This window comes from Telluria sp. RB2R28 (genome assembly GCF_059685835.1).
The window spans coordinates 101,678-124,233 of sequence record NZ_JCASIK010000003.1 but is presented as its reverse complement, the minus strand read 5'-3'; the positions used below and the strand labels follow the sequence as shown (position 1 = coordinate 124,233).

Below are 22,556 nucleotides of genomic sequence, written 5' to 3'. Positions count from 1 at the left end.
CAGCATCAGTCGAGCTGCAAAGCCCTGGCGATATCGTCCCACGCCACGGCCTTGTAGTTCTGCGCCCCGTCCGGCATGCGCTTGTACCCGTCGTGCACCACCAGCATGCCACGCGCGAACGGGCCGCCGAGATTGGCCGATGTTACGTCGAGTCCATCGGTCTCGGACGCGCCATCGATGCCGTTGACCGCATCGAGCCCCACCCGGAACGCGCCGCGCACGGCAAACGGCGCTGCCGCATCGAACACGACATAGCTGTTGTTGCCCTGGCTCGACACCACCAGATAGCTGCGTTTCGCGCCGTGGTAGATGCCCATGCCTTCGACATCGTCGTGCAGCCATTCGCCCACAGGCATCACCATTTTCAATGTTGCCGGCTGGTCGGCGCGCACCGATGTCACCCACAGGCCGCGGTCTTCTTCGCCCACGAACAGCAGGCCGCTGCGGTCGTCGGCCACGCAACCTTCCGGCTGCGACGCGAGCTTGAACGTGCGCGCGAGCTTCGCGCCGAACTGGCCGCCGCTGCGCGTGATCTGGTAATGCTCGTAGCGGCCGTCCTTGTCGTTGACGAACGCGTCGAGCCCACCTTCGGGCGTGCGCAGCAGGCAGGTGCCGTAGATGTCGCCCAGGCCGGTGGGCAGGCGCGCCGCTTCGCGCAGTTCGCCATTGGCATCGATCGTAAACAGCACCATCGCCTGCTCGTCGCGCTGGGTGGCCACGGCCAGGTCGAAACGCTCCGTGCCAAAGCGCACATCCTGGCGCAGGTCGACGTTGTTCAGGCGACCGGCAGCGAGCAGTTGCGTCTGGCGGCCCTGCAGGTCGTACACCAGCATGCCCTGCTTCTTGTTGGTGCCCAGGATGCGTGATTTGGCAGGATCGGTCGGATGGACCCAGATCGCCGGATCGTCGGCCGCGTCGCCCAGCTGCGCAACGGGTTCGGTCTGCATGCGCGGCAGCACGATCGGCAGGCGTTTGGGCGGCGCGCTGCCGGCTTTCCAGGCCAGCGCCAGGGATTGCCAGCCTTGCTTCGTGCGCACGGCCAGCTTGTCGGACGCGGGCGCGAGCGCCACCAGTTGCTGCGCGCCGAGTGGGCGGACCGGCAGCGCGCGCCAGCGCTTGCCGTCGCGCTTCCATGTCAGCAGGGCGCCCTTGTCGTCGATCGCTGCCACGCCGCCCGGCAGCACCGCCAGCGCCGTCAGTTCGCCCGTCAAGCGACCGTGCGGCGCCTGCAGCGCCACCGGTGTGCGGGCCGGCGGACCTTCTGCATCGGCGCCATACGCCCACAGGCCCATGCCTTCTTCGGCCGCGAACAGCGTGCCATGCGCATCGTCGACGCGGCACACCTCGACACCTGACGGCAGCGCCAGGCGGCGCACCAGGCGGTGTTCGCTGCCGCCGCTACCCAGCAGCCACTGCTGCGCCTGGCCATCTTTCGCGACGAGGAACACGTAGTCGAGCTGCTGCGCATCGCGGTACAGGCAGGCCGCCTCGATGCCAAAGCCCGTGTCCGGCAGCACGGGCAATGCGCGCAGCGTACCGGCCTTGACGTCGATCTGCACCGGCAGCGCGCGTTCGGCATTGGCATCGATGACGATGGCCAGCGCGCCGCCATCCAGCGGGCGAAGGTCGAGTCGTTCGCCACGCAGTTGCAGGCTGGCGCGTTCACGGCCGTCCGCGCCGACCAGGCGCAGCGCGCGCTTGTCGAGGGCAAGCCAGCCGCCGCCGGGCAGCGCGGCCAGTTCTTCGGCGTCATTCAGCGTGGCCGGCACCGTTGGTGCAGCGCCCCATGCCGGCGCGGCCAGGGAGCAGGCCAGCAGGACGGCGTTCAGGATCGGAGAAACGGTCTTGTTCATCAGAAGATGCTCGCTTTCAGGCCGATCTTGTAGGTGCGGCCGTATTGTTCGTGCTGCGCATTGCGCGACTTGTCGCCCAGGTACACATAGTAATGTTCGTTATTCAGGTTGCTGGCGTCGAACGTGACCTGCCAGCGCTTGTCCAGTTTCCACGACATCGACAGGTCCAGCTGCTTCTGGGTGTCGACGAAGCGGTCCTGTGTCGCGTCCAGCGTATCCTCGCCCAGCTCCAGCAGGTACGGCGACTTGTAGTTCATTGCCAGGCGCGCGCTGAACGGGCCGGCTTCGTAGCCGAGCATCACATTGCCGACGCGGTTCGACTGGCCCGGCATGCGGATCGTGCGCGCGGCGCGGCCACCGTCGCCATCGGCGCTGTCGATCGTGGCGCGCGAATTGGTGATGCTGCCATTGATGCCGACCAGCAGACCGTTGAACGGCGCCGGCAGCATGCGCAGCGGCTGCTGCCATGCCAGTTCAATGCCGCGCACGCGCGCCTTGTCGCCATTCTTGTACGAGATCGCGCTGCTGTAATCGGCCCAGGCGCCACTGCCCGCCAGGTCAGTCGTGTAGGTGAAGTCGCGGATGGCCTTGGTGAAGACATAGGCCGAGACCACGCCATCGCCGCCGATCACGCGCTCGATGCCCAGGTCCAGGTTGTGCGAGCGCAGCGGCGCCAGGTCAGGGTTGCCGATCGTCGCTTCGTCGTCGCCATCCAGGCTCACGCCGGGCGCCAGCTGGGCGAAGTTGGCGCGCACGACCGAGTTGCTCCACGCGGCGCGCACGCTGGTGGCCTGGTCGACGTCAAAGCGCAGGTGCACGCCCGGCAGCCAGTTGGTGTACGAGCGGCTGCTTGATCTCGGTGTGATGACGTCATCGGCCACTTGCGAGCCGTCGGCCGTAAAGCGCGTGCGCTCGGCCCGTACGCCGGCCAGCAGCGACCAGGCGCCGCGGCGCAGGCTCGTTTGCAGGTACGCAGCGTCGATGTCTTCCTGCAGCTTGAAGTCGTCCAGCGCCGAATCGACGGCGACGCGGGCCGGGTCGCGCGCCAGACCCGCCAGGCGTGCACGCACCAGCGCCGGGTCGATCGCGTTACCGAGATTGGCAAACGGGTAGTGCAGGCGCGTGCCATTCACGAACGCGCTCATCGAGGTCGGGCCGGCGCCAAAGTAATCGCCATCGGTCGGGTCGTCGCTGCCGTATTCCCAGGCCTCGGTGTCGGTCTTCTTGTCGCGGCGCGTGGTTTTGGCGCCAAACTTGACGGCGCCGTTCCAGTCGCCGGCGTCGAAGTCGCGCTGCAGGTCCAGGCGCAGCTGGCGGGTCGTGTCTTTGGCCCAGGCGCGTTCGAGCGCGAACGAATCGAGTTCATAGTTGGCGGCGTCGGCCACGCCGGCGGGCGCGATCAGGTGCGGCGTGCGGGAATTGGTAAAGCCGATGCCATCGAAGCTCTCGAGATTGGTAAAGCGTGCATCGGCAATCGCGTCCGGCGTCTTGTCGGTGGCGCCGCTGGCCGCCGCTTCCGCATGCAGCTTCCAGTACTGGCCCATGCGGCGATCGAGCGAACCGGTGAGCGAGCGGATCTCTTGCGTGTACTTGCGCTGACGCAGGCGGCGCTCGACGGTGGCAGTGTCCGTGTCACCTTCGAGCACGCCGTCTTCATTGCCTTCAAAATCGCCGATCGTCATGCGGTCGCGCGATTCTTCATCCGAGAAGCGGCTGATGAAGCCGCGCAGCGCGTAGCTCGTCGCGGCGTCCGGGCGGTAATCGAGATTGATGGCGCCGGCGCGGCGTTCGCGCGTGGGCAGGTAGTCACGCAGTTCGAAACCGGCCAGGCGCTTGCCGTTCCAGTCGCCGCCCGTTTCCACGTTGTCCGAACCGAACTTGCGCTTTTCGCCCGAGATGCCGGCGGCCACACCCAGTTTGCCGTCCATGAAGCGCTGGGCCCACAGCAGGTTGGCGCTCGGGCTGTTCTGGCTCGTGTTGGTGTCGTGGCCGACTGCCGCGCCGACGTTCAGCAATTTGCCTGGCAGGTCGAACGCGGACAAGGTCTTGACCTCGACGCTGCCGCCGAGCGAATTGGCATCCTGGTCCGGCGTGGCCGACTTGGTCACGTCAAGCGAGCGGATCATCCCGGCCGGCAGCACGTCCAGCGCCACCGCGCGGCGCGTCGCTTCCGGTGACGGCACCAGCGCGCCGTTGATGGTCACGCTGTTGTAGTCCGCATCCAGGCCGCGCACGACGACGTAGCGGCCCTCGCCCTGGTCGCGCTGGACCGAGACGCCCGGCATGCGCGCCAGCGCCTCGGCCGCGTTCTTGTCCGGCAGGTGGCCGATATCGTCGCTGCTGACGACACTGACGATATTGTCGGCCTGCTCCTGGGCGGCGATGGCGCGCGCCAGGCTGGCGCGCTGGCCGGTGACGATCACGCTGGCCGGTTCAGCAGCGTACACGCCGGCGGCGGCCAGCAGGCCGGCGGTAAGAGCGGGGAGGGCAAAGTGGCGCATGGGGGGGAGAATCCAATGGTTGGGATGCGGCGGATTCTGGTGCCTGAATGTGACCTATCGGTGACCACGATCGGTCTCAATCGCGCATCTGGCGCGCTGCGTGGTGTGCCTGAGCCGAATTGACCCTGCTGATCCTGGCGACACCATGGGACGGGTGCCGCGCCGGGATGCGCAGTGCCGGTCAAGATGAGCTGTTTCGACCCTGGGCGGCGGCGCCACAGTTTTGCCATCCTGTCATCCTGCGGTCATCTGGCTGCGCTATGTTCCGGCGATCTTCCCTGACCGCGCCGCCCATGTCTCCCCTGATCCGCCAAGCTCTGTTGATCGCCGGCCTGCTCGGCGCCGTCGTGTTTCTATTTACCGGCGCCGGTCCGGCCATCCCGTTCGCGGCATGGGACCTGGTGGACATCGCCAGCGAGGGCGGCACGGCCCTGCTGGCGGCGCTGTGGTGTGGACTGGTGCTGGCCAGCCGGCCCGACGGCGTGGTCACGCGGCTGCTGGCCGGCGGCCTGGCCTGCATCATGCTGGGGTCGTGGGCCGACTGCCTCGATGAAGTGTTCGATGTCGAGAAGTCTGCGGTGTGGGACAACGTGCTGGAGGCGCTGCTGCCGCTGGGGATGCTGGTTGTGACCGCCGGCATGGTGTATTGGCGGCGCGAGCAGGCCACGCTGTCGGACCACATGCGCAAGCGCGAGCGCCTGTTTCGCAACCACCGGCCATTCGACCGCATCACCCAGCTGGCCGACGCTGCCTACCTGCGCGCGCAGCTGCACATCGAGAGCAAACGGACGGACGGCGTCGGTTCGCTGGTGCTGTTCGACATCGACGCCTTCCACCGGATCAACCGCGAGCACGGCCAGCCCGAGGGCGACCGCGCGCTGCAGGCCGTCGCCCACATGCTGCTGCTGAACCTGCGCAACGACGACCTGTTGTGCCGCTATGCGGGCGACCGTTTTGCCGTGCTGATGCCGGGCCTGGGCGAGCCGGAGGCACGCGCCGCCGCCGACCATCTGTGCCGCATGGTGTCGTCGATGCGCCATCACGCACCGGGCGGACCGGTGCACATCACGCTGCGCCACGGCTGCGCGCCGGCGCGCGGCGCGCCCGATGCGCTCCTTGGCACGCTGTGCCGGCAGATGGATCGCCAGATGGACCCCGCGTGATCGCCTGGCAGGCCGCCACGGCAGCCTCGCCTGCGGCGCGCCGGCACAGCGCGCTGGTGCTGGAATACGGCCGCTCGCGCGACGCGCTTGACGCCGACCTGCTGCGCGGATGCGATCCGGACGCGGACAGCGCAACGACCCCTGGCCAGTACCTGCAGCAGCTGGCGAACACCCTGCGCCTGCTGGACAGCCCGGACACCAGCTTCATGCTGGGCCAGCAACTGCTGCCAGGGCACGACGGCGCAGCCAGCCACGCGCTGGCGCAGGCGCCCAACCTGCGCACGCTGCTGCAGACGCTGTGCCGCTTCCACGCCGGCCTGACGCCGCTGCTGCGACCGCGCTTCGAGACCTGGGACGACGTGGCGCTGCTGTACTGGGTCGACGCGTATGGCGCGCCAAGCCTGCGGCCGGCGCTGGTCGAGATGCACATGACGGCTGTGGTGGCGCTGTGCCGCTGGCTGGGCGGCGAGCGCCTGCCGTGGCGCTTCTGCTTCAATCGCGGCGCGCCGCGTCACATCGAGCAGCATCATGTGCATCTTGGCTTGGAACTGCGCTTCGGCTGCCAGCTCGACGCGATGCTGCTGCCGTCCGCCTGGCTCGACCGGCCATGGCCACGCGCCAGCGAGATGGCGGCGCGCCTGGCGCACCAGGCGGCCGAACTGGAACCGCGCGAGGCGCCCGGCCTGCTGGCGGCGCTCTATGATTACCTGCTGGCGCACGTGCGCGACGCGCCCACGCTCGAGCGCACGGCGGGCGACTTCGGCGTCAGCCCGGCCACCTTCAAGCGCCAGCTGCTGCGGCACCACACCCATTTCCAGGGGGAGCTTGACGGGGTACGCACGCACGTGGCGCTCTGGCTGTTTCAGGCCGAGGGGGCCGACAATGACGCGGTGGCGCGCCACCTGGGCTTTCACGACGTGGCCAACTTTCGGCGCTCGTTCAAGCGCTGGACGGGCCTCACCCCGGGGCCGATCCGCGCTGCGCTGGCCGGAGAGCTGGGCTGGTTCGCTGGGCGCCTGCAGGGCATCTGAATTCGCTGCACTGCCGCGAAAATGGTATCGTGCGCGGTCATTGTCGCCCGCCGAAGAAGAGGAATGCGTCCCAGTCCCACCCTGCATATCGTTTGTCCCACCCAGAAACGGGGCTTCCCGGCGTTCATGTCGGTGGTCTTCGTCTGGGTCGTGGCGTCGGGCCTGGGCAATGGCTGGGAGCACGACGGGTCGTTCGGCTTCATGCTGCTGACCGTCGGCGCGCTGGTCATCATGGTCCTGGCGGCGTGGGCGCTGTACCGCAATTTCGTGTTCCAGGATGCGCTGTACATTGCGCGCGAAGGCAGCTTGCCGTCGGCGGTGCCGCTGGCGCTCATGGTCCACGAGATACGCGCCGTGCGCCTGCTGCCCAAACATGAGGCATGGACGCCGGAAGGCAAATGGGATGCGCTGGGGTTTGGCCAGGGCCGTATCGAGATCGATACCGCCACCCATCGCTACCACTTCGGCATCGGCCTGGAAGAGCACGAGGCCGAGGCCGCGCTGCAGCGCATCATCGAATTTTGCCGTGAGCAGGGCATCGTTGCCGCCGCGGCCTGAAAGCGCAGTCCAACCACGCATGAGGGATACCATGTCCGCCAACTTTGCCGTTCGTCTTTGCAGCCTGCTGCTGCTCATCGGTGGTGTCGCTGCCCAGGCGCATGCGGCCGAGACGCCGATCACGCTCGACACGCCCACCGGACAGCTGGCCGGCACGCTCGAACTGCCAGCAGGCGCAGACAAGCCGCGCGTGGCCTTGCTGATCGCCGGTTCGGGCCCGACCGACCGTGACGGCAACAGCTCGATGATCCCGGGCCGCAACGACAGTCTCAAGCTGCTGGCGGCCGGGCTGGCCGACGCCGGCATCGCGACGGTCCGCTACGACAAGCGCGGCATCGGTGGGAGCCATGCGGCCGGTTCTGCCGAATCGGCGCTGCGCTTCGAGATGTTCGTCGACGATGCGGCGGCCTGGATCGCCCGACTCAAGGCCGATCCGCGCTTCGCATCGGTGGCCGTGATCGGGCACAGCGAAGGCTCGCTGATCGGGATGCTGGCGGCGCGGCAGACCGATGCGGCGGCATTCGTGTCGATTGCCGGCATTGCCGATGGCGCCTCGACCCTGATGCGCAAGCAGCTCGAAGGCAAGTTGCCACCCGAGCTGGAGAAGGAAAGCGAGCGCATTCTGGTGTCGCTGGAAAGCGGCGCGGTCGTCGATCCGGTGCCGCCGGCGCTGGCGACGCTGTTCCGGCCCAGCGTGCAGCCGTACCTGATTTCGTGGTTCAAGTATGTGCCGGCGCAGCGCATCGCGGAGCTGACGATGCCGGTGCTGGTCGTGCAGGGCAATACCGATATCCAGGTGGACGTGGTGCAGGCCAACCGGCTGCACGGCGCCCGCCCGGGGGCGAAGCTGGCGATCATTCCGGGCATGAACCACGTGTTCAAGCATGTACGCGCGGTGCCGGAACTGCAGGTGGCCAGCTATGGCGATCCAAGCTTGCCGGTCTCGCCCTTGCTGATAAAGTCGATCGCCGACTTTTTGCAGCAGGGCGGCGCTACTGCGCCTTGATGGCTGGTCCGGCCACATCGATACGCCCATCCATCCCTTCTGCGCCTGCCCATGATCGAACGCATTCACCTGTCCATCATCCGCGAGGTCGATCGCCGCGGTTCGCTGACTGCCGCTGCCGACGTGCTGTGCCTGACCCAGTCGGCGCTGAGCCACGCGGTCAAGAAGCTCGAAGTGGGGCTGGGCACGCCGGTGTGGACGCGCGAGGGCCGCTCGCTGCGCCTGACCCAGGCCGGCCACGCGCTGCTGGCGCTGGCCGAGCGGGTGCTGCCGCAGCTTGAACATGCCGAAGGCCAGATGCTGGCTTACGCGCGTGGCGAGCGCGGGTCGCTGCGCATCGGGATGGAGTGCCATCCGTGCTACCAGTGGCTGCTCAAGGTAGTCGAACCCTACCTGGCGGCGTGGCCCGAGGTCGATGTCGACGTCAAGCAGCGCTTCCAGTTCGGTGGCCTGAAGGCGCTGCTGGGCTACGAGATCGACCTGCTCGTCACGCCCGATCCGCTGTTCAAGCCGGGGCTGCGCTTCGTGCCGGTGTTCGATTTCGAGCAGGTGCTGGTGGTGCACAGCGGCCATTCGCTGGCGGGGCGCGCATATGCGGCGCCGCGCGACCTGTCCGATGAGGTCCTGATTACGTACCCGGTCGATATCGAGCGGCTCGACATTTATAACCAGTTTTTCGTGCCGGCCGGCTGCGCGCCGCGCGAGCGCAAGGCGATCGAGACGACCGATATCATGCTGCAGATGGTGGCCAGCGGCCGCGGCGTGGCGGCGCTGCCGCGCTGGCTGGTGGAGGAGTACGCGGGCCGCATGCCGGTGGCGCCCGTGCGGCTGGGGGAGGCGGGCGTGTTCAAACAGATTTTCCTGGGTACGCGCGAGGTCGATGCCGGCACTACGTACCTGGATGCGTTTGTCGAGATTGCCCGGCACGCCGAGTTGTAGCAGCGATGCCACATTGACCACGGTCTGCGTCAAGACGGCGAACGACTGCCTGCAAAATCAGCAAACTGGTTGACCCATCATCACAATGCGTCTATACTCGCAGGTTCTCGATTTATTCTGCACATCGTATACGCATTCGCAGCCGCTCCATTTTACTGAGTGGCTTTCGTCGCCTGTCTATGTCATTGTCATCGGGACTAGGTTTCAGTCCCCGGATCAGCACCTTGCAGGTTCGGGTCATTAATGAGTAGTACTTTGTTGGATTAGGAACGATGCCAACCATCAATCAACTGATTCGCAAACCGCGTGAAGCTGCGGTTGTGAAGAGCAAGTCGCCGGCACTGGAAAACTGCCCGCAAAAGCGCGGCGTGTGCACCCGTGTGTACACCACCACGCCTAAGAAGCCAAACTCGGCGCTGCGTAAAGTCGCCAAAGTGCGTCTGACCAACGGTTTCGAAGTCATTTCGTACATCGGCGGTGAAGGCCACAACCTGCAAGAACACAGTGTCGTGCTGCTGCGCGGCGGCCGTGTGAAAGACTTGCCGGGTGTGCGTTACCACATGGTTCGCGGTGCACTGGATACCCAGGGCGTCAAAGACCGTAAGCAAGCTCGCTCGAAGTACGGCGCGAAGCGTGCCAAGGCTGCGAAGAAGTAATTCTTCGGCGTGTCATGCACACGTCACATTAATTAGATAAGTTGAGCCGGCCGCAAGGCCGAGTAAGTGAAGGGTCAAGAGGGCCTTTCGCGAGTGCACAGCGTGCACTCAACTGAAGACATGAAGGAATCGAAATGCCACGTCGTCGTGAAGTACCCAAGCGCGAAATCCTGCCGGATCCAAAATTCGGTAACCAGGATGTCGCCAAATTCGTCAACGTTCTGATGCTGTCCGGCAAAAAGTCGGTTGCAGAAAACATCATCTACGGTGCATTCGAACACATTCAATCCAAGTCGGGCAAAGACCCGCTGGAAGTGTTCACGACCGCGATTAACAACGCTAAGCCGCTGGTGGAAGTCAAGTCCCGCCGTGTCGGTGGCGCCAACTACCAGGTGCCAGTGGAAGTTCGTCCGGTTCGTCGTATGGCGCTGTCCATGCGTTGGTTGCGCGAAGCCGCAAACAAGCGCAGCGAAAAATCCATGCCGCAACGTCTGGGTGGTGAACTGCTGGAAGCGGCTGAAGGCCGCGGCGGCGCGATGAAGCGTCGTGACGAAGTGCACCGTATGGCAGAAGCGAACAAGGCGTTCTCGCACTTCCGCTTCTAAGCAAAAGGGCGAAGGTAGGGGGATTATTTCCTTGTGCTAACGTCCCCGTAGTATCTGTTGTTCAGGCCGGGCTCATTTTGATCATCAAGATGATGCTCGGTTTTGTCCATTCAAAGATTTAGGAAAAATTATGGCACGCAAGACCCCCATCGAGCGCTACCGCAACATCGGTATTTCGGCTCACATCGATGCTGGTAAAACCACCACCACCGAGCGCGTCCTGTTCTACACGGGCGTCAACCACAAAATCGGCGAAGTGCACGATGGCGCAGCGACGATGGACTGGATGGAGCAAGAGCAAGAGCGCGGCATTACCATTACCTCGGCAGCGACGACCTGCTTCTGGAGCGGTATGGCCAACAACTTCGCCCCACACCACATCAACATCATCGACACCCCGGGCCACGTTGACTTCACCATTGAAGTCGAACGCTCGATGCGCGTGCTCGACGGCGCCTGCATGGTTTACTGTGCAGTCGGCGGCGTGCAGCCACAGTCGGAAACCGTGTGGCGTCAGGCTAACAAGTACAAAGTTCCACGTCTGGCCTTCGTCAACAAGATGGACCGTACCGGCGCGAACTTCTTCAAGGTCTACGAGCAGATGCGCGCTCGCCTGAAGGCAAACCCGATTCCACTGCAGATCCCGATCGGCGCCGAAGAGAACTTCCTGGGCGTGGTCGATCTGGTCAAGATGAAGGCCGTGTACTGGGACGACGCGTCGCAGGGCATGAAGTTCGACTACCGTGACATCCCTGCAGAACTGCAGGACGAAGCCAACGAATGGCGTGAAAAGCTCGTCGAGACCGCTGCTGAAGCGACCGAAGAGCTGATGAACAAGTACCTGGAAGAAGGCGACCTCTCGGAAGAAGAGATCAAGGCCGCTCTGCGCCAGCGTACCATCGCGTCGGAAATCGTCCCGATGATGTGCGGCACCGCGTTCAAGAACAAGGGCGTGCAAGCCATGCTCGACGGCGTGATCGAATACCTGCCATCGCCAATCGACATCCCGCCAGTCACGGGTACCGATGAAGATGACCAGCCAGTCACCCGCAAGGCAGAAGACGACGAGAAGTTCTCGGCGCTGGCATTCAAGATCATGACCGACCCGTTCGTTGGTCAGCTGATCTTCTTCCGCGTCTACTCGGGCACGATCAAGTCGGGCGACACCGTCTACAATCCGATCAAGAACAAGAAAGAGCGTCTTGGTCGTATTCTGCAGATGCACGCTAACCAGCGCGAAGAAATCAAGGAAGTCCACGCTGGCGACATCGCCGCTGCGGTCGGCCTGAAAGATGCAACCACGGGCGAAACCCTGTGCGATCCATCGTCGATCATCACGCTGGAAAAGATGGTCTTCCCTGAGCCGGTGATTCAGCAGGCAGTCGAGCCAAAAACCAAGGCCGACCAGGAAAAAATGGGCCTGGCACTGAACCGCCTGGCACAAGAAGATCCGTCGTTCCGCGTGCGTACCGATGAAGAATCGGGCCAGACCATCATCGGTGGTATGGGCGAGCTGCACCTGGAAATTATCGTTGACCGCATGAAGCGCGAATTCAACGTGGAAGCAACCGTCGGCAAGCCACAGGTTGCATACCGCGAAACGATCCGCAAGGCAGTTACCGACGTCGAAGGCAAGTTCGTCAAGCAGTCGGGCGGTCGTGGTCAGTACGGTCACGCAGTCCTGACGATCGAGCCACAAGAGCCGGGCAAAGGCTTCGAGTTCGTCGACGCGATCAAGGGCGGTGTCATTCCTCGCGAATACATCCCTGCAGTCGAAAAAGGTGTGCGCGAAACCCTGACCTCGGGCGTGCTGGCTGGTTACCCAGTCGTTGACGTCAAGGTCACCGTGACCTTCGGTTCGTACCACGATGTCGACTCGAACGAAAATGCATTCCGCATGGCCGGTTCGATGGCGTTCAAAGACGGCTGCCGCAAGGCCAGCCCGGTCATCCTCGAGCCGATGATGGCCGTGGAAGTCGAAACGCCGGAAGACTACGCCGGTTCGGTGATGGGCGATCTGTCGTCGCGTCGCGGTATGGTGCAGGGCATGGACGAAATTCCAGGCGGCGGCGGCAAGATCATCAAAGCCGAAGTGCCACTGTCGGAAATGTTTGGTTACTCGACCTCGCTGCGTTCGGCGACCCAGGGCCGTGCGACCTACACGATGGAATTCAAGCACTATTCGGAAGCGCCTAAGCACGTGATTGACGCCATCGTCACTGCCAAGTCGAAGTAATCAGCAATACAAGCAATTCAAGGGAGACGGGACGTCCTGTCTCCCTTTAAACAGAACATATCGTTTCTTTAAAGGAATCTGGAAATGGCAAAAGGTAAATTCGAACGGACCAAGCCGCACGTCAACGTCGGCACCATCGGTCACGTTGACCACGGCAAAACCACCCTGACGGCTGCTATCGCAACCGTCCTGTCGAAGAAATTCGGCGGTGAAGCCAAGGCCTACGATCAGATCGATGCGGCACCGGAAGAAAAAGCACGCGGCATCACCATCAACACCGCGCACGTCGAGTACGAGACCGAAAACCGTCACTACGCACACGTTGACTGCCCAGGCCACGCCGACTACATCAAGAACATGATTACCGGTGCTGCGCAGATGGACGGCGCGATCCTGGTGTGCTCGGCCGCTGACGGCCCAATGCCACAGACCCGCGAGCACATCCTGCTGGCGCGTCAGGTTGGCGTTCCGTACATCATCGTGTTCCTGAACAAGTGCGACCTGGTCGACGACGCAGAACTGCTGGAACTGGTCGAAATGGAAGTTCGTGAGCTTCTGTCGAAGTACGAGTTCCCAGGCGACGACGTCCCAATCATCAAGGGTTCGGCACGTATGGCCCTCGAAGGCAAGCCGGGCGAAATGGGTGAAGAATGCATCACCCGTCTGGCCGAAGCACTGGACACCTACATCCCAACGCCAGAGCGCGCTGTTGATGGCGCGTTCCTGATGCCAGTGGAAGACGTGTTCTCGATCTCGGGTCGCGGTACCGTTGTGACCGGTCGTGTCGAGCGCGGCGTCGTCAAAGTCGGCGAAGAAATCGAAATCGTCGGCATCATCGACACCGTCAAGACCACTTGCACCGGCGTGGAAATGTTCCGCAAGCTGCTGGACCAGGGCCAAGCTGGCGACAACGTCGGCCTGCTGCTGCGCGGTACCAAGCGTGAAGATGTCCAGCGTGGTCAAGTCCTGGCAAAGCCAGGTTCGATCAAGCCGCACAACCACTTCACCGGCGAGATCTACGTTCTGTCGAAAGATGAAGGCGGCCGTCACACCCCGTTCTTCAACAACTATCGTCCACAGTTCTACTTCCGTACGACTGACGTGACCGGTTCGATCGAGCTGCCAGCAGACAAAGAAATGGTCATGCCAGGCGACAACGTGTCGATCACTGTCAAGCTGATCAACCCGATCGCGATGGAAGAAGGTCTGCGCTTCGCAATCCGTGAAGGCGGTCGTACCGTCGGCGCCGGCGTTGTTGCAAAAATCCTGCCTAACTAATCAGGGCAAGATCGTGAATCGGCTCTCTTTCGGGAGAGTCTGATTGACACAACGATGGGGACAGACTTTTCGGTCTGTCCCCATCTGTTTGGGTGGGAACGATGTTATACTCCCGCCTCTTGTGCAGTAACGAAGTATCTCGACCACATTGCCGGCACCAAGCCGGAACGTTCTTTTAAAGGAAATCGCATGTCCGCTAACCAGAAAATCCGTATTCGCCTGAAAGCATTCGACTACAAGCTGATCGACCAGTCGGCCCTGGAAATCGTCGAGACCGCGAAGCGCACCGGCGCCGTCGTCAAAGGCCCAGTCCCACTGCCAACCCGTATCCAGCGTTTCGACGTGCTGCGTTCGCCACACGTGAACAAGACCTCGCGCGACCAGTTCGAAATCCGTACGCACCAGCGTCTGATGGACATCGTGGACCCAACCGACAAGACCGTTGACGCACTGATGAAGCTCGACCTGCCAGCTGGCGTCGATGTCGAAATCAAGCTGCAGTAATCGCATTTAAGTGTTGGCGGCATTGGCCGCCGATGCTGCAAGAAGCCAGGTTGACCGCATTGCGGGCAACCTGGCTTTTGTCATTTCTGGACCCAGCTATCATCATGCCGGGTGCATGAACTGCGCTCTGGCAGCCATCAAGCATTGTCGGCCCCGGCAGGGCGTGATGTAATCGACGGGTTTACTTGTTCAATTTCTCGTCCATGCGCCAGATGCACGTTGTTTCCCTTTTGCGCGCCATGACCTGGCGCGAACTCGCCGGCCTGGCGATCGGCGCGCTGCTGCTTGCTTCGATCGCCAAGAAGCTCGCACCTGAAGCGGTCAAGCCGCTGGTGCATCATGCCGGTCTCGCGCTGCCCCTGCTGCTGCTGATGGCAAAGGACATCGTGCATACCCCGCAAGCATGGCAACGGCTGCGCAGCGCCCATGCGGCGCGGGCGCCCTGGCATGCGCACTTGACCGCGCTGCTGCCGCCTGAACTGCCGGGACTGTTCAAGCTCGACCGCCTGCTGTGGCTCGGTTGCCTGCACCGCGTGCAGGGCCAGCCCCTACCGGTCACGCTGCCTGAGGGCGTCGCACTGACTTACCTCGAACGCGGTGCCTATAACACGGCGCGCGCCGTGGTCTTCGTCGCGCTGCTGCTCGAGCTGCCCACGCACGCACTGCTGCTGCACCTGTTCATCAAGGATCCCGATGCGCTGCTGGTGATCCATGTGCTGGGCGCCATTGCCGTGTTGTACACGCTGGCCTGGGTGCTTGGGGACCGCTGGCACATCGGGACAGGGCACCATGTGATGACGCCAGAGGCACTGCACCTGCACGTGGGCGTGCGGGTCAAGGGTACGCTGCCGTTGGCGGCCATCGCGCGCGTCGAACCGGTCGACCTGCTGCTGCCGACGTGGCGTCATCGGTACGGTGTGGCGCGCAGGGATACGCTGGTTGTGACGCCATTCGACAAACCGAACTGCGTGCTGGTGCTGCACGAGGATGCGCAGGTCGACATCCTGCTGCATCAAGTGACGACGCGGCTGCCGCAGTATGTGTTCCTGTATCTCGACCGCCCGGCATTGCTGGCGGCGCACGTCGACCGGATGCGTCCGACTGTCAGCACGCCGTGCTGATGCAGGAGCAGGGCGCAACGAGCCGCGCCGGATCCGTCGCATTAATCCTGCTGGCGCACGTGCTGTTCGTGCTCGCATTGGTGCACTACGCCAGTCCCCGACCAGACAACGTCAGCACCCCGGTCGATTACATCGCATTTGCCTTCATCGTCGCGCCGGTGAAGCCGACGCCAGTGCCGCAGGCACGCAGCGCGCCGCCACAAGTTTCTGTCCAGGTTGTTCGGCCACCCCGCACCGCCACACAGCGTGGGATGCCGGCGTCCCCTGAGCCGATAACGATCATCGCTGCGCCGGAGGAAACCCCAACGGCCACGCCAGCCGAGACGACGACTGCACCGGCACCGACACCGGCAACAACCGGAAAACTGGACATGGAATCGCTGCGCGGCCTGGCCCGGCAGGTGGAGAAAGAGCGGGTGCCAACGGCGCTGGAACGCGTGCGCACCGCAGAGCAACTGCGTGGTGCCGATGACACTAACCTGTCGCGCGCGATCAAGAGGGCGAAGAACCCGGACTGTCAGAAAAAGTATGCCGGCGGCACAGACGCCAACCTGCTGCTGTTGATCCCGCTGGCCATCGACACGATCACTGGCACCGGCTGCACGTGGTAGCTGTCAAAAACAGCCGGGGTCAGGTCTGACATTCGGACACGATCTCTACCGTACCGTGACCGAACAACAGATTAAATGCGTGCTCGCTGGGCGAAGTTGCCCAGTAGCTTCCCAGAACTTTAACTAAAGCTGAGGCCGTGTCCGAATGTCAGACCTGACCCCCGGCTTTGTTTTATTTGCTGCCGGTCTTCCAGCGCATGCCGAAGCCGAAGTGGCGGTCCATCAGTTCGTGCGCGCTGGTGGTGCCTTGTTGCTGGAAGTACTCGGCCAGTTTGGTGATCACGAGCTGGCCGCCGCGGTTTTCGATCAGCGCGATCGCGCACATGATCTGGCGGTCGCCGCCGTCGAGTTTGACTTCCACTGGCGCCTGGCCCGGTGCGGTGATCGTCACCACGCCATTGGTCACGCTCCAGTTGGCGGCGCCTTCGTAAATGAACGAGAAGATCACGGCGCGCTTGATCTGGTCGAAGCGCTCGCCGTTGATGAACAGGTTTTCGCCATTCGCGGCGGCGCCCGTGCGGTCGTCGGCGTCGAGCTTGATGAACGGATCGCGCTCGTAGTCGCCGAACGTGTTGCCCAGTGCTTGCACCAGGCCGCGGCGGCCGTCGGTGAGCTCATACATGCAGCCCAGATCGAGGTCGATGCCGGTGCGGCCCTTGCGCGACGCTTGCGCCTTGTTGGCCATCTCGCCCGCCTTGTGCGCGAGGTCGCCCGCCATGCTGGTGAGGCGGTCGAGGAAGCCGCCGCCCCGGGCTGCTGCAGCCGGTGCCGGCGTGGAGGGCGCCGGTGGCGGTGCGATCGCGGCCTGGTTCCAGTTCAGGTTGACGTGGATGCGGCCATAGCCGCCGCCCGCGCGCTTGTCGAGCGAGACCTTGTCGCCGCGCTTGTCGAGCGTGATTTTTGATAGCGAGACGCGTGGCGCGGCTGGTGTCGCAACGGGAGCAGGCGCCGGCGTGGACACCGGCGCAGGCGCTGGCGTTGCAGGTTTCGATGACGATCCCGCCTCGGCACCGCCAAAGTGCGCGAGCAGCGTCGACAGGCCGCCGGCAAAACCCTGGCCCACCGCGCCGAAGCGCCACTGGCCGTCGCGACGATACAACTCCGCCACGATCACGGCTTTTTCGTCGCCGAAGTCGGCGCCCGACCATGGGAAGCGCAGCGCGCTGCCCAGCGTGAGCGAGCTCGCGCCCAGCGTGCGCATGCTGGCCGCGCCATCGATCGCGGCGACGAATACCAGCTTGGCGATCGACGCCGGCAGCTGGTCGAGGTTGACGGCGAAGCTGGCGCGGCCCGGCGACTGGTTCAGGCGCACCGCGCCTTCCGGGCTGGCCAGCTGGTTGTAGAAGACCATGTAGCGGTCGTCGGACAGCTTGTCGTTGGCGTCCAGGCCGAAGCAGGAGACATCGACCGAGGCGCCGTTGGCGGCAATCTCGACGTCGACGTTGAAGACGTGGCCGCTGCCCAGATCGGCCAGCTTGCCTTTCTGGCCGCGCGAATAGGTGGTCATGTTCATGAGGGTTCCCCTTCCAGGAATGGTTTGTGATCCAGTTCGGCGCCGTGGAAACCGAACAGGCGCGATTGCTCGACCGTGCGTTCGGCCCAGGCGCGGTGGGTGGCGACTTCGCACATGGCGTCGTTCATGCGAAACACGGCCGGTGCCGACTGGTCGAGAATCGCGCGCGCCACCGCCAGGTCCTGCGGCGACACCTTGAAGTGCTGCTCGATCGGCGCGATCTGGGTCGGATGGATGGCGGTCTTGCCGATCATGCCGTGCGCCAGGTCTTCGATGACTTCCTGGTCCAGTAGTGCGGGCAGGTCGAGATATTCGAACACGGGTGCGGTCAGCATGAAACCGTAGGGCCGGAACGTGGTGACCAGGCGCGAGATGACGGGGCCGAGCGGCGTGCGGTACAGCGTCATGCCGCGCGGCCGGCGCAGGCCCAGCAGCGCCAGCAGATCGTTGCCGCCGATGCGCAGGGCCAGGATGCGGTGGCGCACGCCGGGCGCTTCGAGCACCGTGCGCAGGCCCTGCATCTCCTGGTCGTCAAAGGCTTCGGCCGTCTCCAGCGTGGGCATCAACACGTGCTCGGTGTGGCGCAGCAGCCGGTAGTAGCTGTCGAAGTTGTGGCGCGTGATTTTGGGCAGCACGAAGCCGGTAAGCTTGTCGGCGCCTGGCATGGCCAGCACGCGCTCCAGCACTTCGGTATTGCGCACCCGGACGAAGCGGTCGGCCGCCACGTCCACGCGCATATTGGCCAGCACCACCGACAGGTTGAACAGCGAATAGCTCAGCTCCCGGTCGGCGATGGCGTCCTCGGTGCAAAAGATCAGCGACCGCGCCTGCGGGATCAGGTCGCCGTTGGCGATCTCCGCCAGGTCCTTGTGATTGGCCGGCACGTACAACGACGCGCCCAGTGATTTAGCCATCGGATGCACTCCTGATCAGGGATACTGCGTGGTAGGGCAGGCTCGGGTCGATCTCGACCGGGACCTGTTTTTCTTCGGCCAGCGCGGCCAGGTGCGCCACAGCCGGCGCATCTGCAGCGCGCAGTACCAGGAGACGCGGCACGCGCCGCAGCAGCACGCGCGTGGCTTCGCCGATGCCTGGCTTGACGAAGTTGACGTCGGCCACGCCATAGCGCCGCATCGCGGCCCCAAGATAGGCTTGCGAGCGTTCGCGCGCGCCATGCGCATCCACTGCCGGCGCCTCGGCGACATCCGCCGCCAGCGCCAGCGCGGTCAGGTCATCGGCGAATGCCTGCGAGCGGTCGATGCCGGCAAAGTCCGCATAGAACACACAGCCGTGGAAATCGTCCGCACCCAGATCGTCAGGCATGACGGTGCGGCTCACAAGACCGGACACCGTCGCGTTCAGGATGCTCGACGGGATCAGGTAATCGTCGCACGAGGCGGCGCAGGCGGCAGCGCCGGCCAGATCCGACAGCACGTACAGGCCCGCGTCGATGGCCACGCCGTGGCGCACGTTGAACGCGTCGACCGAGCCGGCCAGTTCGCGCGCGATGACGCCCTTGCCGGTCCAGCCGTCGACGAACACGATCGATGCCGGCGCGTGGCCCTGGGCCAGGATATGGCGCAGGGCGGCCGCGTCGATGCCGCGGTCGCGCACGATCGACACGCAGTAATGCACGGCGTCGCGCCCGAACCGTTCGCGCAGCAGGCGCGCCACGACCACCCCCACCGGCGTGCCGGCGCGCGCCAGCGAGACGATCGTGACCTGCCGCGCGCGGCGCCCCGCGATCAGGGCCGCCAGGCGCAGGCAGTCCTGCGCCATGCGCGGGTTATTGGCGGCGCAGGCGGCGTCGAACAGGCGCATGTAGCGCCCGGACGGCGCAGATTCCGGCGACAGCATCTGGCTGTAGTGGCGCTGGCCGCTCTGGATCAGCGCTTCCTTCTTGGCGACATCGGTGAAGTCCTGCTGCGGCAGGCGGCGCAGCAAAAAGTCGACGTCGCCATCGCGATAGCTGCCTGGAAAGGGGGCATGCGAGATCACAGCGCCCCCACGGTGACGCCGGCCAGCTGCGTGCCGCGCGGGATGATCGCGTAGTCGCAGGCGGCCATGAAGCGCGCATCCGAGCGGCTGTCGCCCATGCCGAAGGTGACGATCTCGCCGTGTTCGGCCTTCAGGCGCGCCGTGATGTGCGCGACCGCATGGGCCTTGTCCAGCACCTTCGGCAGGATCGCCAGGTTGTTGCCGTTGCGGTGGACGACGTAGTCGCGGTTGCCGTCCGCGATCCACGGCCGCACCACGTGTTCTTCGAGCGGCGCGAGGCGCTCGCTCAGTTTGTCCGGGTCTTTCACGACCAGGAAGAACGGCGTGCCGATATCTTCGATCATGCGCGCGCGGCCGGCGTAACCGGTGCGGGCGCCATGGGCGTCGATGTGGGCCGCCAGCTCCAGCAGGCCGGGCAGGGCGGTGTGCATCGCCGTGCGCACGCCTTCCAGAAAGGGCCGGTCGACCGCGCCGCCCGGTTCGAGCACGACGCCGCCGTAGTTGATGACGGCGTAGCTGGTGAACGGCAGGTGCACGCGGCGCAGGCCATCGAGGTCGCGCGCGGTGGTCGGGATCATCGTCATCCCGTCCTGCAGCAGCGCGAGAAACGAGCGCTGGGCCGGGGTGGTGTATGAACAGATGCTGCCATCCTTGTAGTACGCAGCAGGCTGCAACGCATCGGGGGCATCCCGGTGCGTGCCGCACTTGCCGAAGGTCTGGAACAGCGTATCGTCCAGGTCAGCGAACAGGAACTTCTTCAACGTGGTCCTCGGACTGGAAGTGGAACAGGCGCGCGCGCAGGGTATCGGCCAGCGCGAACAGCGCGGGGCCGGGAGCGGTTTCAAAGCACAGCAAAACATGGTCGTACTGGCCGGGTGCGACGTTGTACAGGTAGTTGGCGATGCCTTCGCCGTAGTTGTCGGGGAAGGTCAAGGCGTGGCTCACCGCGCCCCAGGTCAGGATCGGCGAGCGGGTCGTTGACTGCACCACGACGTCGACGCCGCGCGCTTGCAGGGCCGCGCCGAGCAGCGTGGACGCGTGCATGAATTCACCGGTGCCCAGCACCAGCACGCGGCTGCCCGGTGCGAACTCGCCGGCCAGGCGCGCAGCCAGGGCGGTCGGCGCTTGCACGGCGTGGTCGATCCCCAGGCGGCCGAACGCGCTGCTGGCGCCGCGGTCGGCGTCGTGCTCGAAGCGCTGGGCCGCGCCCTGGTCGGGCGGCAGCGGGCCTTGCGCAAACGTGAACTGGCCGTCGACCAGCGCGCCGATGGTGGCCGGCAGGCCGAAGCGCGCATCGAGCGCGCCGGGGGCGGCCGGGCCCATGAAATTGGTGATCGTGGCCAGGTGCACGCGCTCGATGCCTGGGTTCAGGCGCTGGCAGGCGGCGGCCAGGTTGACGAAGGTATTGCCGGTGCTGGCTTCATCGTCGACCATCACGACCGTGCGCGCCGCCATGAACAGCGCGTGCAGCGCCGGATCGGTGGGCTCGTGCAGGAACTGGCGCGGCGCGTGGCTGTGCGCCTCGGCGAATTCGATCAGCGGCCCGGCGCCCACGCGGTAGCGCGTGGTGTACAGGAACAGCGCCTGCTGCGCCGGATGCGCGCGCAGCCAGGCTTCGAACACGCCCTGGCCCAGGCCAATGGCGGTTTCGGCCATCGCGATGAAGAGCACCGGGCCATCGACCGGCGGCACCGTGGCCGCCAGGCGCTCGTGCACGGCCAGCATCGCGCGGGGCGACGCCGGCCAGTGCTTACCGAGCACCTTGCTCAGAAAGAGAAAACCACGCTTGGCATTGGCGCGCGCGGCAAAGCCCAGCAGCTCGTCGGCCTCGGCCGCGCCGCTGTCGATGCGCAGTTCGAGCGTACCGGTGGGCAGTTCGATGCGCTGCAGGGTGGAGGAAGGTGCAGCCATGGTCATGCCAGTTCCGTGGCGACGCTGACTTCGGCCACGCGCATGCCGTTGGCCACGGGCGGTACGGTGACGCTGTCGACACCGTCGGCAAAGCAGCGCAGCGCGATATAGGGCAGGTTGGGGCCAGCCAGGCAGGCCATGGCGATCCCGCCCGACATGCGCGGGTTGATCTCCAGCAGGCGCGGGCGGCCGCCGCCTTCGCGGAACTGCGCGTTGAACACGCCGTTCAGGCGGTAGTCGGCGCACAGGCGCGTGGTGGCGTCCAGAATATCCTGACGCATGTCGATCAGCTGGCCGCTGCCTGCCTGCGGCAGTTTGCGGCGCACGACGGCGGTCACCAGGCGGCCATTGTCGCCGACGCAGTCGACGCTGTACTCGGGGCCTTCGAGGAACTCCATCAGGAGCATGGTGCGAAATTCGCCCATCTCGGCCAGGCCGCGGCGCAGGTCGTCGTAGCCGACGTGGTATTCGGCGCCGGCCAGCAGCAGCGCGGCGCTGCTGCGCGCTTCGTCGACGATGGCAAAGCCCAGGCCATAGATCGAATGCGACGGCTTGACGCACAGCTTGGCGTGGCGCGGGCGCAGTTCGGCCCAGGCAGCGTCGAATTGGGCGATGTTTTCAAAGACGCGAAATTCGGCCACCGGCGCATCGGGCAGCACGGTTTCGGCGTAGAAGTCGGCCTTGTCGTGGATGCGTTTGAGTTCGGCCGGCGGCGCGGCCGACAACACGCGCGTGCCAATCTCGGCAAAGCGCCCCAGTTCGGACGCCAGCAGCGTGGCTTCACGGCCGGGCACGAAGATGTCGATCTTTTGCTCGCGGCAGAAGGCCAGGCACCAGTCGATATACGCCTCGCCTTTCAGGCCGACCGGCTCGACATGGAATTCGTGGGCCAGGCGCGCAGCGGGTGCATGGCGGTTGGCGTTGCTGTGAACGATGGTGAAACGGCCGTCGGTATCGGCCTCGCGAATCAGCTTGATCGCAGCATTGACGGACGAAAAAGTCCTGTTGTACCAAACGCGCATGCGCTATTTCCTGAAGATGTTGCAGACAGGGCCCGCATGTGTCGCGGGCC

20 protein-coding genes are annotated in these 22,556 nt (G+C 64.9%); 12 read left to right on the top strand and 8 right to left on the bottom strand.

Translation table 11 applies throughout. The features are described 5' to 3' along the window. Positions 1 to 5: 5 nt before the first annotated feature. Together AC56LV_RS12885 and AC56LV_RS12880 are read right to left on the bottom strand one after the other, a co-directional pair. The gene (locus AC56LV_RS12885; protein ID WP_499558153.1) at positions 6 to 1,853 is read right to left on the bottom strand and encodes a phytase; all 1,848 of its coding nucleotides are present in this window, start codon (positions 1,851 to 1,853) and stop codon (positions 6 to 8) included. Further along, positions 1,853 to 4,354, bottom strand: coding sequence for a TonB-dependent receptor (locus tag AC56LV_RS12880; protein ID WP_499558152.1), 2,502 nt, complete (start codon positions 4,352 to 4,354; stop codon positions 1,853 to 1,855). The genes AC56LV_RS12885 and AC56LV_RS12880 overlap by 1 nt, the downstream gene beginning before the upstream one ends. 293 nt (positions 4,355 to 4,647) lie before the next feature. On the opposite strand from AC56LV_RS12880, the gene AC56LV_RS12875 reads away from it, so the two are divergent. From AC56LV_RS12875 to AC56LV_RS12820, 12 genes are all read left to right on the top strand, one after another. Continuing rightward, positions 4,648 to 5,517, top strand: a complete 870-nt coding sequence (locus AC56LV_RS12875; RefSeq protein ID WP_499558150.1) for a GGDEF domain-containing protein — start codon at positions 4,648 to 4,650, stop codon at positions 5,515 to 5,517. Beyond that, positions 5,514 to 6,548 (top strand): AraC family transcriptional regulator, encoded by a 1,035-nt coding sequence (locus AC56LV_RS12870; protein WP_499558148.1) that lies wholly within the window; start codon positions 5,514 to 5,516, stop codon positions 6,546 to 6,548. The genes AC56LV_RS12875 and AC56LV_RS12870 overlap by 4 nt, the downstream gene beginning before the upstream one ends. Positions 6,549 to 6,611: 63 nt before the next feature. Further along, entirely contained in the window at positions 6,612 to 7,106 is a 495-nt protein-coding gene (locus AC56LV_RS12865; RefSeq protein ID WP_499558146.1) for a hypothetical protein, read from the top strand. Between the two features lie 31 nt (positions 7,107 to 7,137). Beyond that, positions 7,138 to 8,112: an alpha/beta hydrolase gene (locus tag AC56LV_RS12860; protein WP_499558145.1), complete on the top strand. Its 975-nt coding sequence runs from the start codon at positions 7,138 to 7,140 to the stop codon at positions 8,110 to 8,112. Between the two features lie 51 nt (positions 8,113 to 8,163). Beyond that, on the top strand, positions 8,164 to 9,051 hold the full coding sequence (locus AC56LV_RS12855) for a LysR family transcriptional regulator (RefSeq protein ID WP_499558143.1): 888 nt from the start codon (positions 8,164 to 8,166) through the stop codon (positions 9,049 to 9,051). A 272-nt stretch (positions 9,052 to 9,323) separates the two neighbouring features. Continuing rightward, positions 9,324 to 9,707 (top strand): 30S ribosomal protein S12, encoded by a 384-nt coding sequence (gene rpsL / locus AC56LV_RS12850; protein ID WP_005663517.1) that lies wholly within the window; start codon positions 9,324 to 9,326, stop codon positions 9,705 to 9,707. A 134-nt stretch (positions 9,708 to 9,841) separates the two neighbouring features. Beyond that, on the top strand, positions 9,842 to 10,312 hold the full coding sequence (gene rpsG / locus AC56LV_RS12845; protein ID WP_183554302.1) for a 30S ribosomal protein S7: 471 nt from the start codon (positions 9,842 to 9,844) through the stop codon (positions 10,310 to 10,312). Positions 10,313 to 10,442: 130 nt separating this feature from the next. After that, complete coding sequence (fusA, locus tag AC56LV_RS12840) at positions 10,443 to 12,548, top strand: elongation factor G (RefSeq protein WP_258837164.1); 2,106 nt, start codon at positions 10,443 to 10,445, stop codon at positions 12,546 to 12,548. Between the two features lie 84 nt (positions 12,549 to 12,632). Next, positions 12,633 to 13,826, top strand: a complete 1,194-nt coding sequence (gene tuf / locus AC56LV_RS12835) for an elongation factor Tu (RefSeq protein WP_183554297.1) — start codon at positions 12,633 to 12,635, stop codon at positions 13,824 to 13,826. A 189-nt stretch (positions 13,827 to 14,015) separates the two neighbouring features. After that, entirely contained in the window at positions 14,016 to 14,330 is a 315-nt protein-coding gene (gene rpsJ, locus AC56LV_RS12830) for a 30S ribosomal protein S10 (RefSeq protein WP_183554295.1), read from the top strand. A 203-nt stretch (positions 14,331 to 14,533) separates the two neighbouring features. Next, a complete protein-coding gene (locus tag AC56LV_RS12825; protein WP_499558141.1) occupies positions 14,534 to 15,451 on the top strand; it encodes a hypothetical protein in 918 nt (305 codons plus the stop codon). Next, positions 15,445 to 16,062, top strand: a complete 618-nt coding sequence (locus tag AC56LV_RS12820) for a hypothetical protein (RefSeq protein ID WP_499558139.1) — start codon at positions 15,445 to 15,447, stop codon at positions 16,060 to 16,062. Before AC56LV_RS12825 ends, AC56LV_RS12820 begins: the two co-directional genes overlap by 7 nt. 172 nt (positions 16,063 to 16,234) lie before the next feature. Here the strand turns inward: AC56LV_RS12820 and AC56LV_RS12815 are convergent, their stop codons facing one another. From AC56LV_RS12815 to AC56LV_RS12790, 6 genes are read right to left on the bottom strand one after another with little or no spacing between them, the layout of a single operon-like run. Continuing rightward, on the bottom strand, positions 16,235 to 17,575 hold the full coding sequence (locus AC56LV_RS12815) for a TerD family protein (protein WP_499558138.1): 1,341 nt from the start codon (positions 17,573 to 17,575) through the stop codon (positions 16,235 to 16,237). Next, positions 17,572 to 18,489, bottom strand: coding sequence for an HpcH/HpaI aldolase/citrate lyase family protein (locus AC56LV_RS12810; RefSeq protein WP_499558136.1), 918 nt, complete (start codon positions 18,487 to 18,489; stop codon positions 17,572 to 17,574). Before AC56LV_RS12810 ends, AC56LV_RS12815 begins: the two co-directional genes overlap by 4 nt. Further along, positions 18,482 to 19,573 carry a cysteine protease StiP family protein gene (locus AC56LV_RS12805; protein WP_499558134.1) on the bottom strand — a complete coding sequence of 364 codons (1,092 nt, stop codon included), beginning with the start codon at positions 19,571 to 19,573 and terminating at the stop codon, positions 18,482 to 18,484. The genes AC56LV_RS12810 and AC56LV_RS12805 overlap by 8 nt, the downstream gene beginning before the upstream one ends. Then, the gene (locus AC56LV_RS12800) at positions 19,570 to 20,334 is read right to left on the bottom strand and encodes an HAD family hydrolase (protein WP_499558132.1); all 765 of its coding nucleotides are present in this window, start codon (positions 20,332 to 20,334) and stop codon (positions 19,570 to 19,572) included. Before AC56LV_RS12800 ends, AC56LV_RS12805 begins: the two co-directional genes overlap by 4 nt. After that, positions 20,312 to 21,490: a phosphoribosyltransferase domain-containing protein gene (locus AC56LV_RS12795; protein WP_499558131.1), complete on the bottom strand. Its 1,179-nt coding sequence runs from the start codon at positions 21,488 to 21,490 to the stop codon at positions 20,312 to 20,314. The genes AC56LV_RS12800 and AC56LV_RS12795 overlap by 23 nt, the downstream gene beginning before the upstream one ends. Next, a complete protein-coding gene (locus AC56LV_RS12790; RefSeq protein ID WP_499558129.1) occupies positions 21,487 to 22,506 on the bottom strand; it encodes an ATP-grasp domain-containing protein in 1,020 nt (339 codons plus the stop codon). The genes AC56LV_RS12795 and AC56LV_RS12790 overlap by 4 nt, the downstream gene beginning before the upstream one ends. Between the last annotated feature and the right edge of the window lie 50 nt (positions 22,507 to 22,556).

Excerpts from the sequence above, each read along its gene's own strand:
- AC56LV_RS12885 (WP_499558153.1), bottom strand. The coding sequence starts at position 1,853 with ATGAACAAGACCGTTTCTCCGATCCTGAACGCCGTCCTGCTGGCCTGC.
- AC56LV_RS12880 (WP_499558152.1), bottom strand. The coding sequence starts at position 4,354 with ATGCGCCACTTTGCCCTCCCCGCTCTTACCGCCGGCCTGCTGGCCGCC.
- AC56LV_RS12875 (WP_499558150.1), top strand. The coding sequence starts at position 4,648 with ATGTCTCCCCTGATCCGCCAAGCTCTGTTGATCGCCGGCCTGCTCGGC.
- AC56LV_RS12865 (WP_499558146.1), top strand. The coding sequence starts at position 6,612 with ATGCGTCCCAGTCCCACCCTGCATATCGTTTGTCCCACCCAGAAACGG.
- AC56LV_RS12860 (WP_499558145.1), top strand. The coding sequence starts at position 7,138 with ATGTCCGCCAACTTTGCCGTTCGTCTTTGCAGCCTGCTGCTGCTCATC.
- AC56LV_RS12855 (WP_499558143.1), top strand. The coding sequence starts at position 8,164 with ATGATCGAACGCATTCACCTGTCCATCATCCGCGAGGTCGATCGCCGC.
- rpsL (WP_005663517.1), top strand. The coding sequence starts at position 9,324 with ATGCCAACCATCAATCAACTGATTCGCAAACCGCGTGAAGCTGCGGTT.
- rpsG (WP_183554302.1), top strand. The coding sequence starts at position 9,842 with ATGCCACGTCGTCGTGAAGTACCCAAGCGCGAAATCCTGCCGGATCCA.
- fusA (WP_258837164.1), top strand. The coding sequence starts at position 10,443 with ATGGCACGCAAGACCCCCATCGAGCGCTACCGCAACATCGGTATTTCG.
- tuf (WP_183554297.1), top strand. The coding sequence starts at position 12,633 with ATGGCAAAAGGTAAATTCGAACGGACCAAGCCGCACGTCAACGTCGGC.
- rpsJ (WP_183554295.1), top strand. The coding sequence starts at position 14,016 with ATGTCCGCTAACCAGAAAATCCGTATTCGCCTGAAAGCATTCGACTAC.
- AC56LV_RS12825 (WP_499558141.1), top strand. The coding sequence starts at position 14,534 with ATGCGCCAGATGCACGTTGTTTCCCTTTTGCGCGCCATGACCTGGCGC.
- AC56LV_RS12815 (WP_499558138.1), bottom strand. The coding sequence starts at position 17,575 with ATGAACATGACCACCTATTCGCGCGGCCAGAAAGGCAAGCTGGCCGAT.
- AC56LV_RS12810 (WP_499558136.1), bottom strand. The coding sequence starts at position 18,489 with ATGGCTAAATCACTGGGCGCGTCGTTGTACGTGCCGGCCAATCACAAG.
- AC56LV_RS12795 (WP_499558131.1), bottom strand. The coding sequence starts at position 21,490 with ATGACCATGGCTGCACCTTCCTCCACCCTGCAGCGCATCGAACTGCCC.
- AC56LV_RS12790 (WP_499558129.1), bottom strand. The coding sequence starts at position 22,506 with ATGCGCGTTTGGTACAACAGGACTTTTTCGTCCGTCAATGCTGCGATC.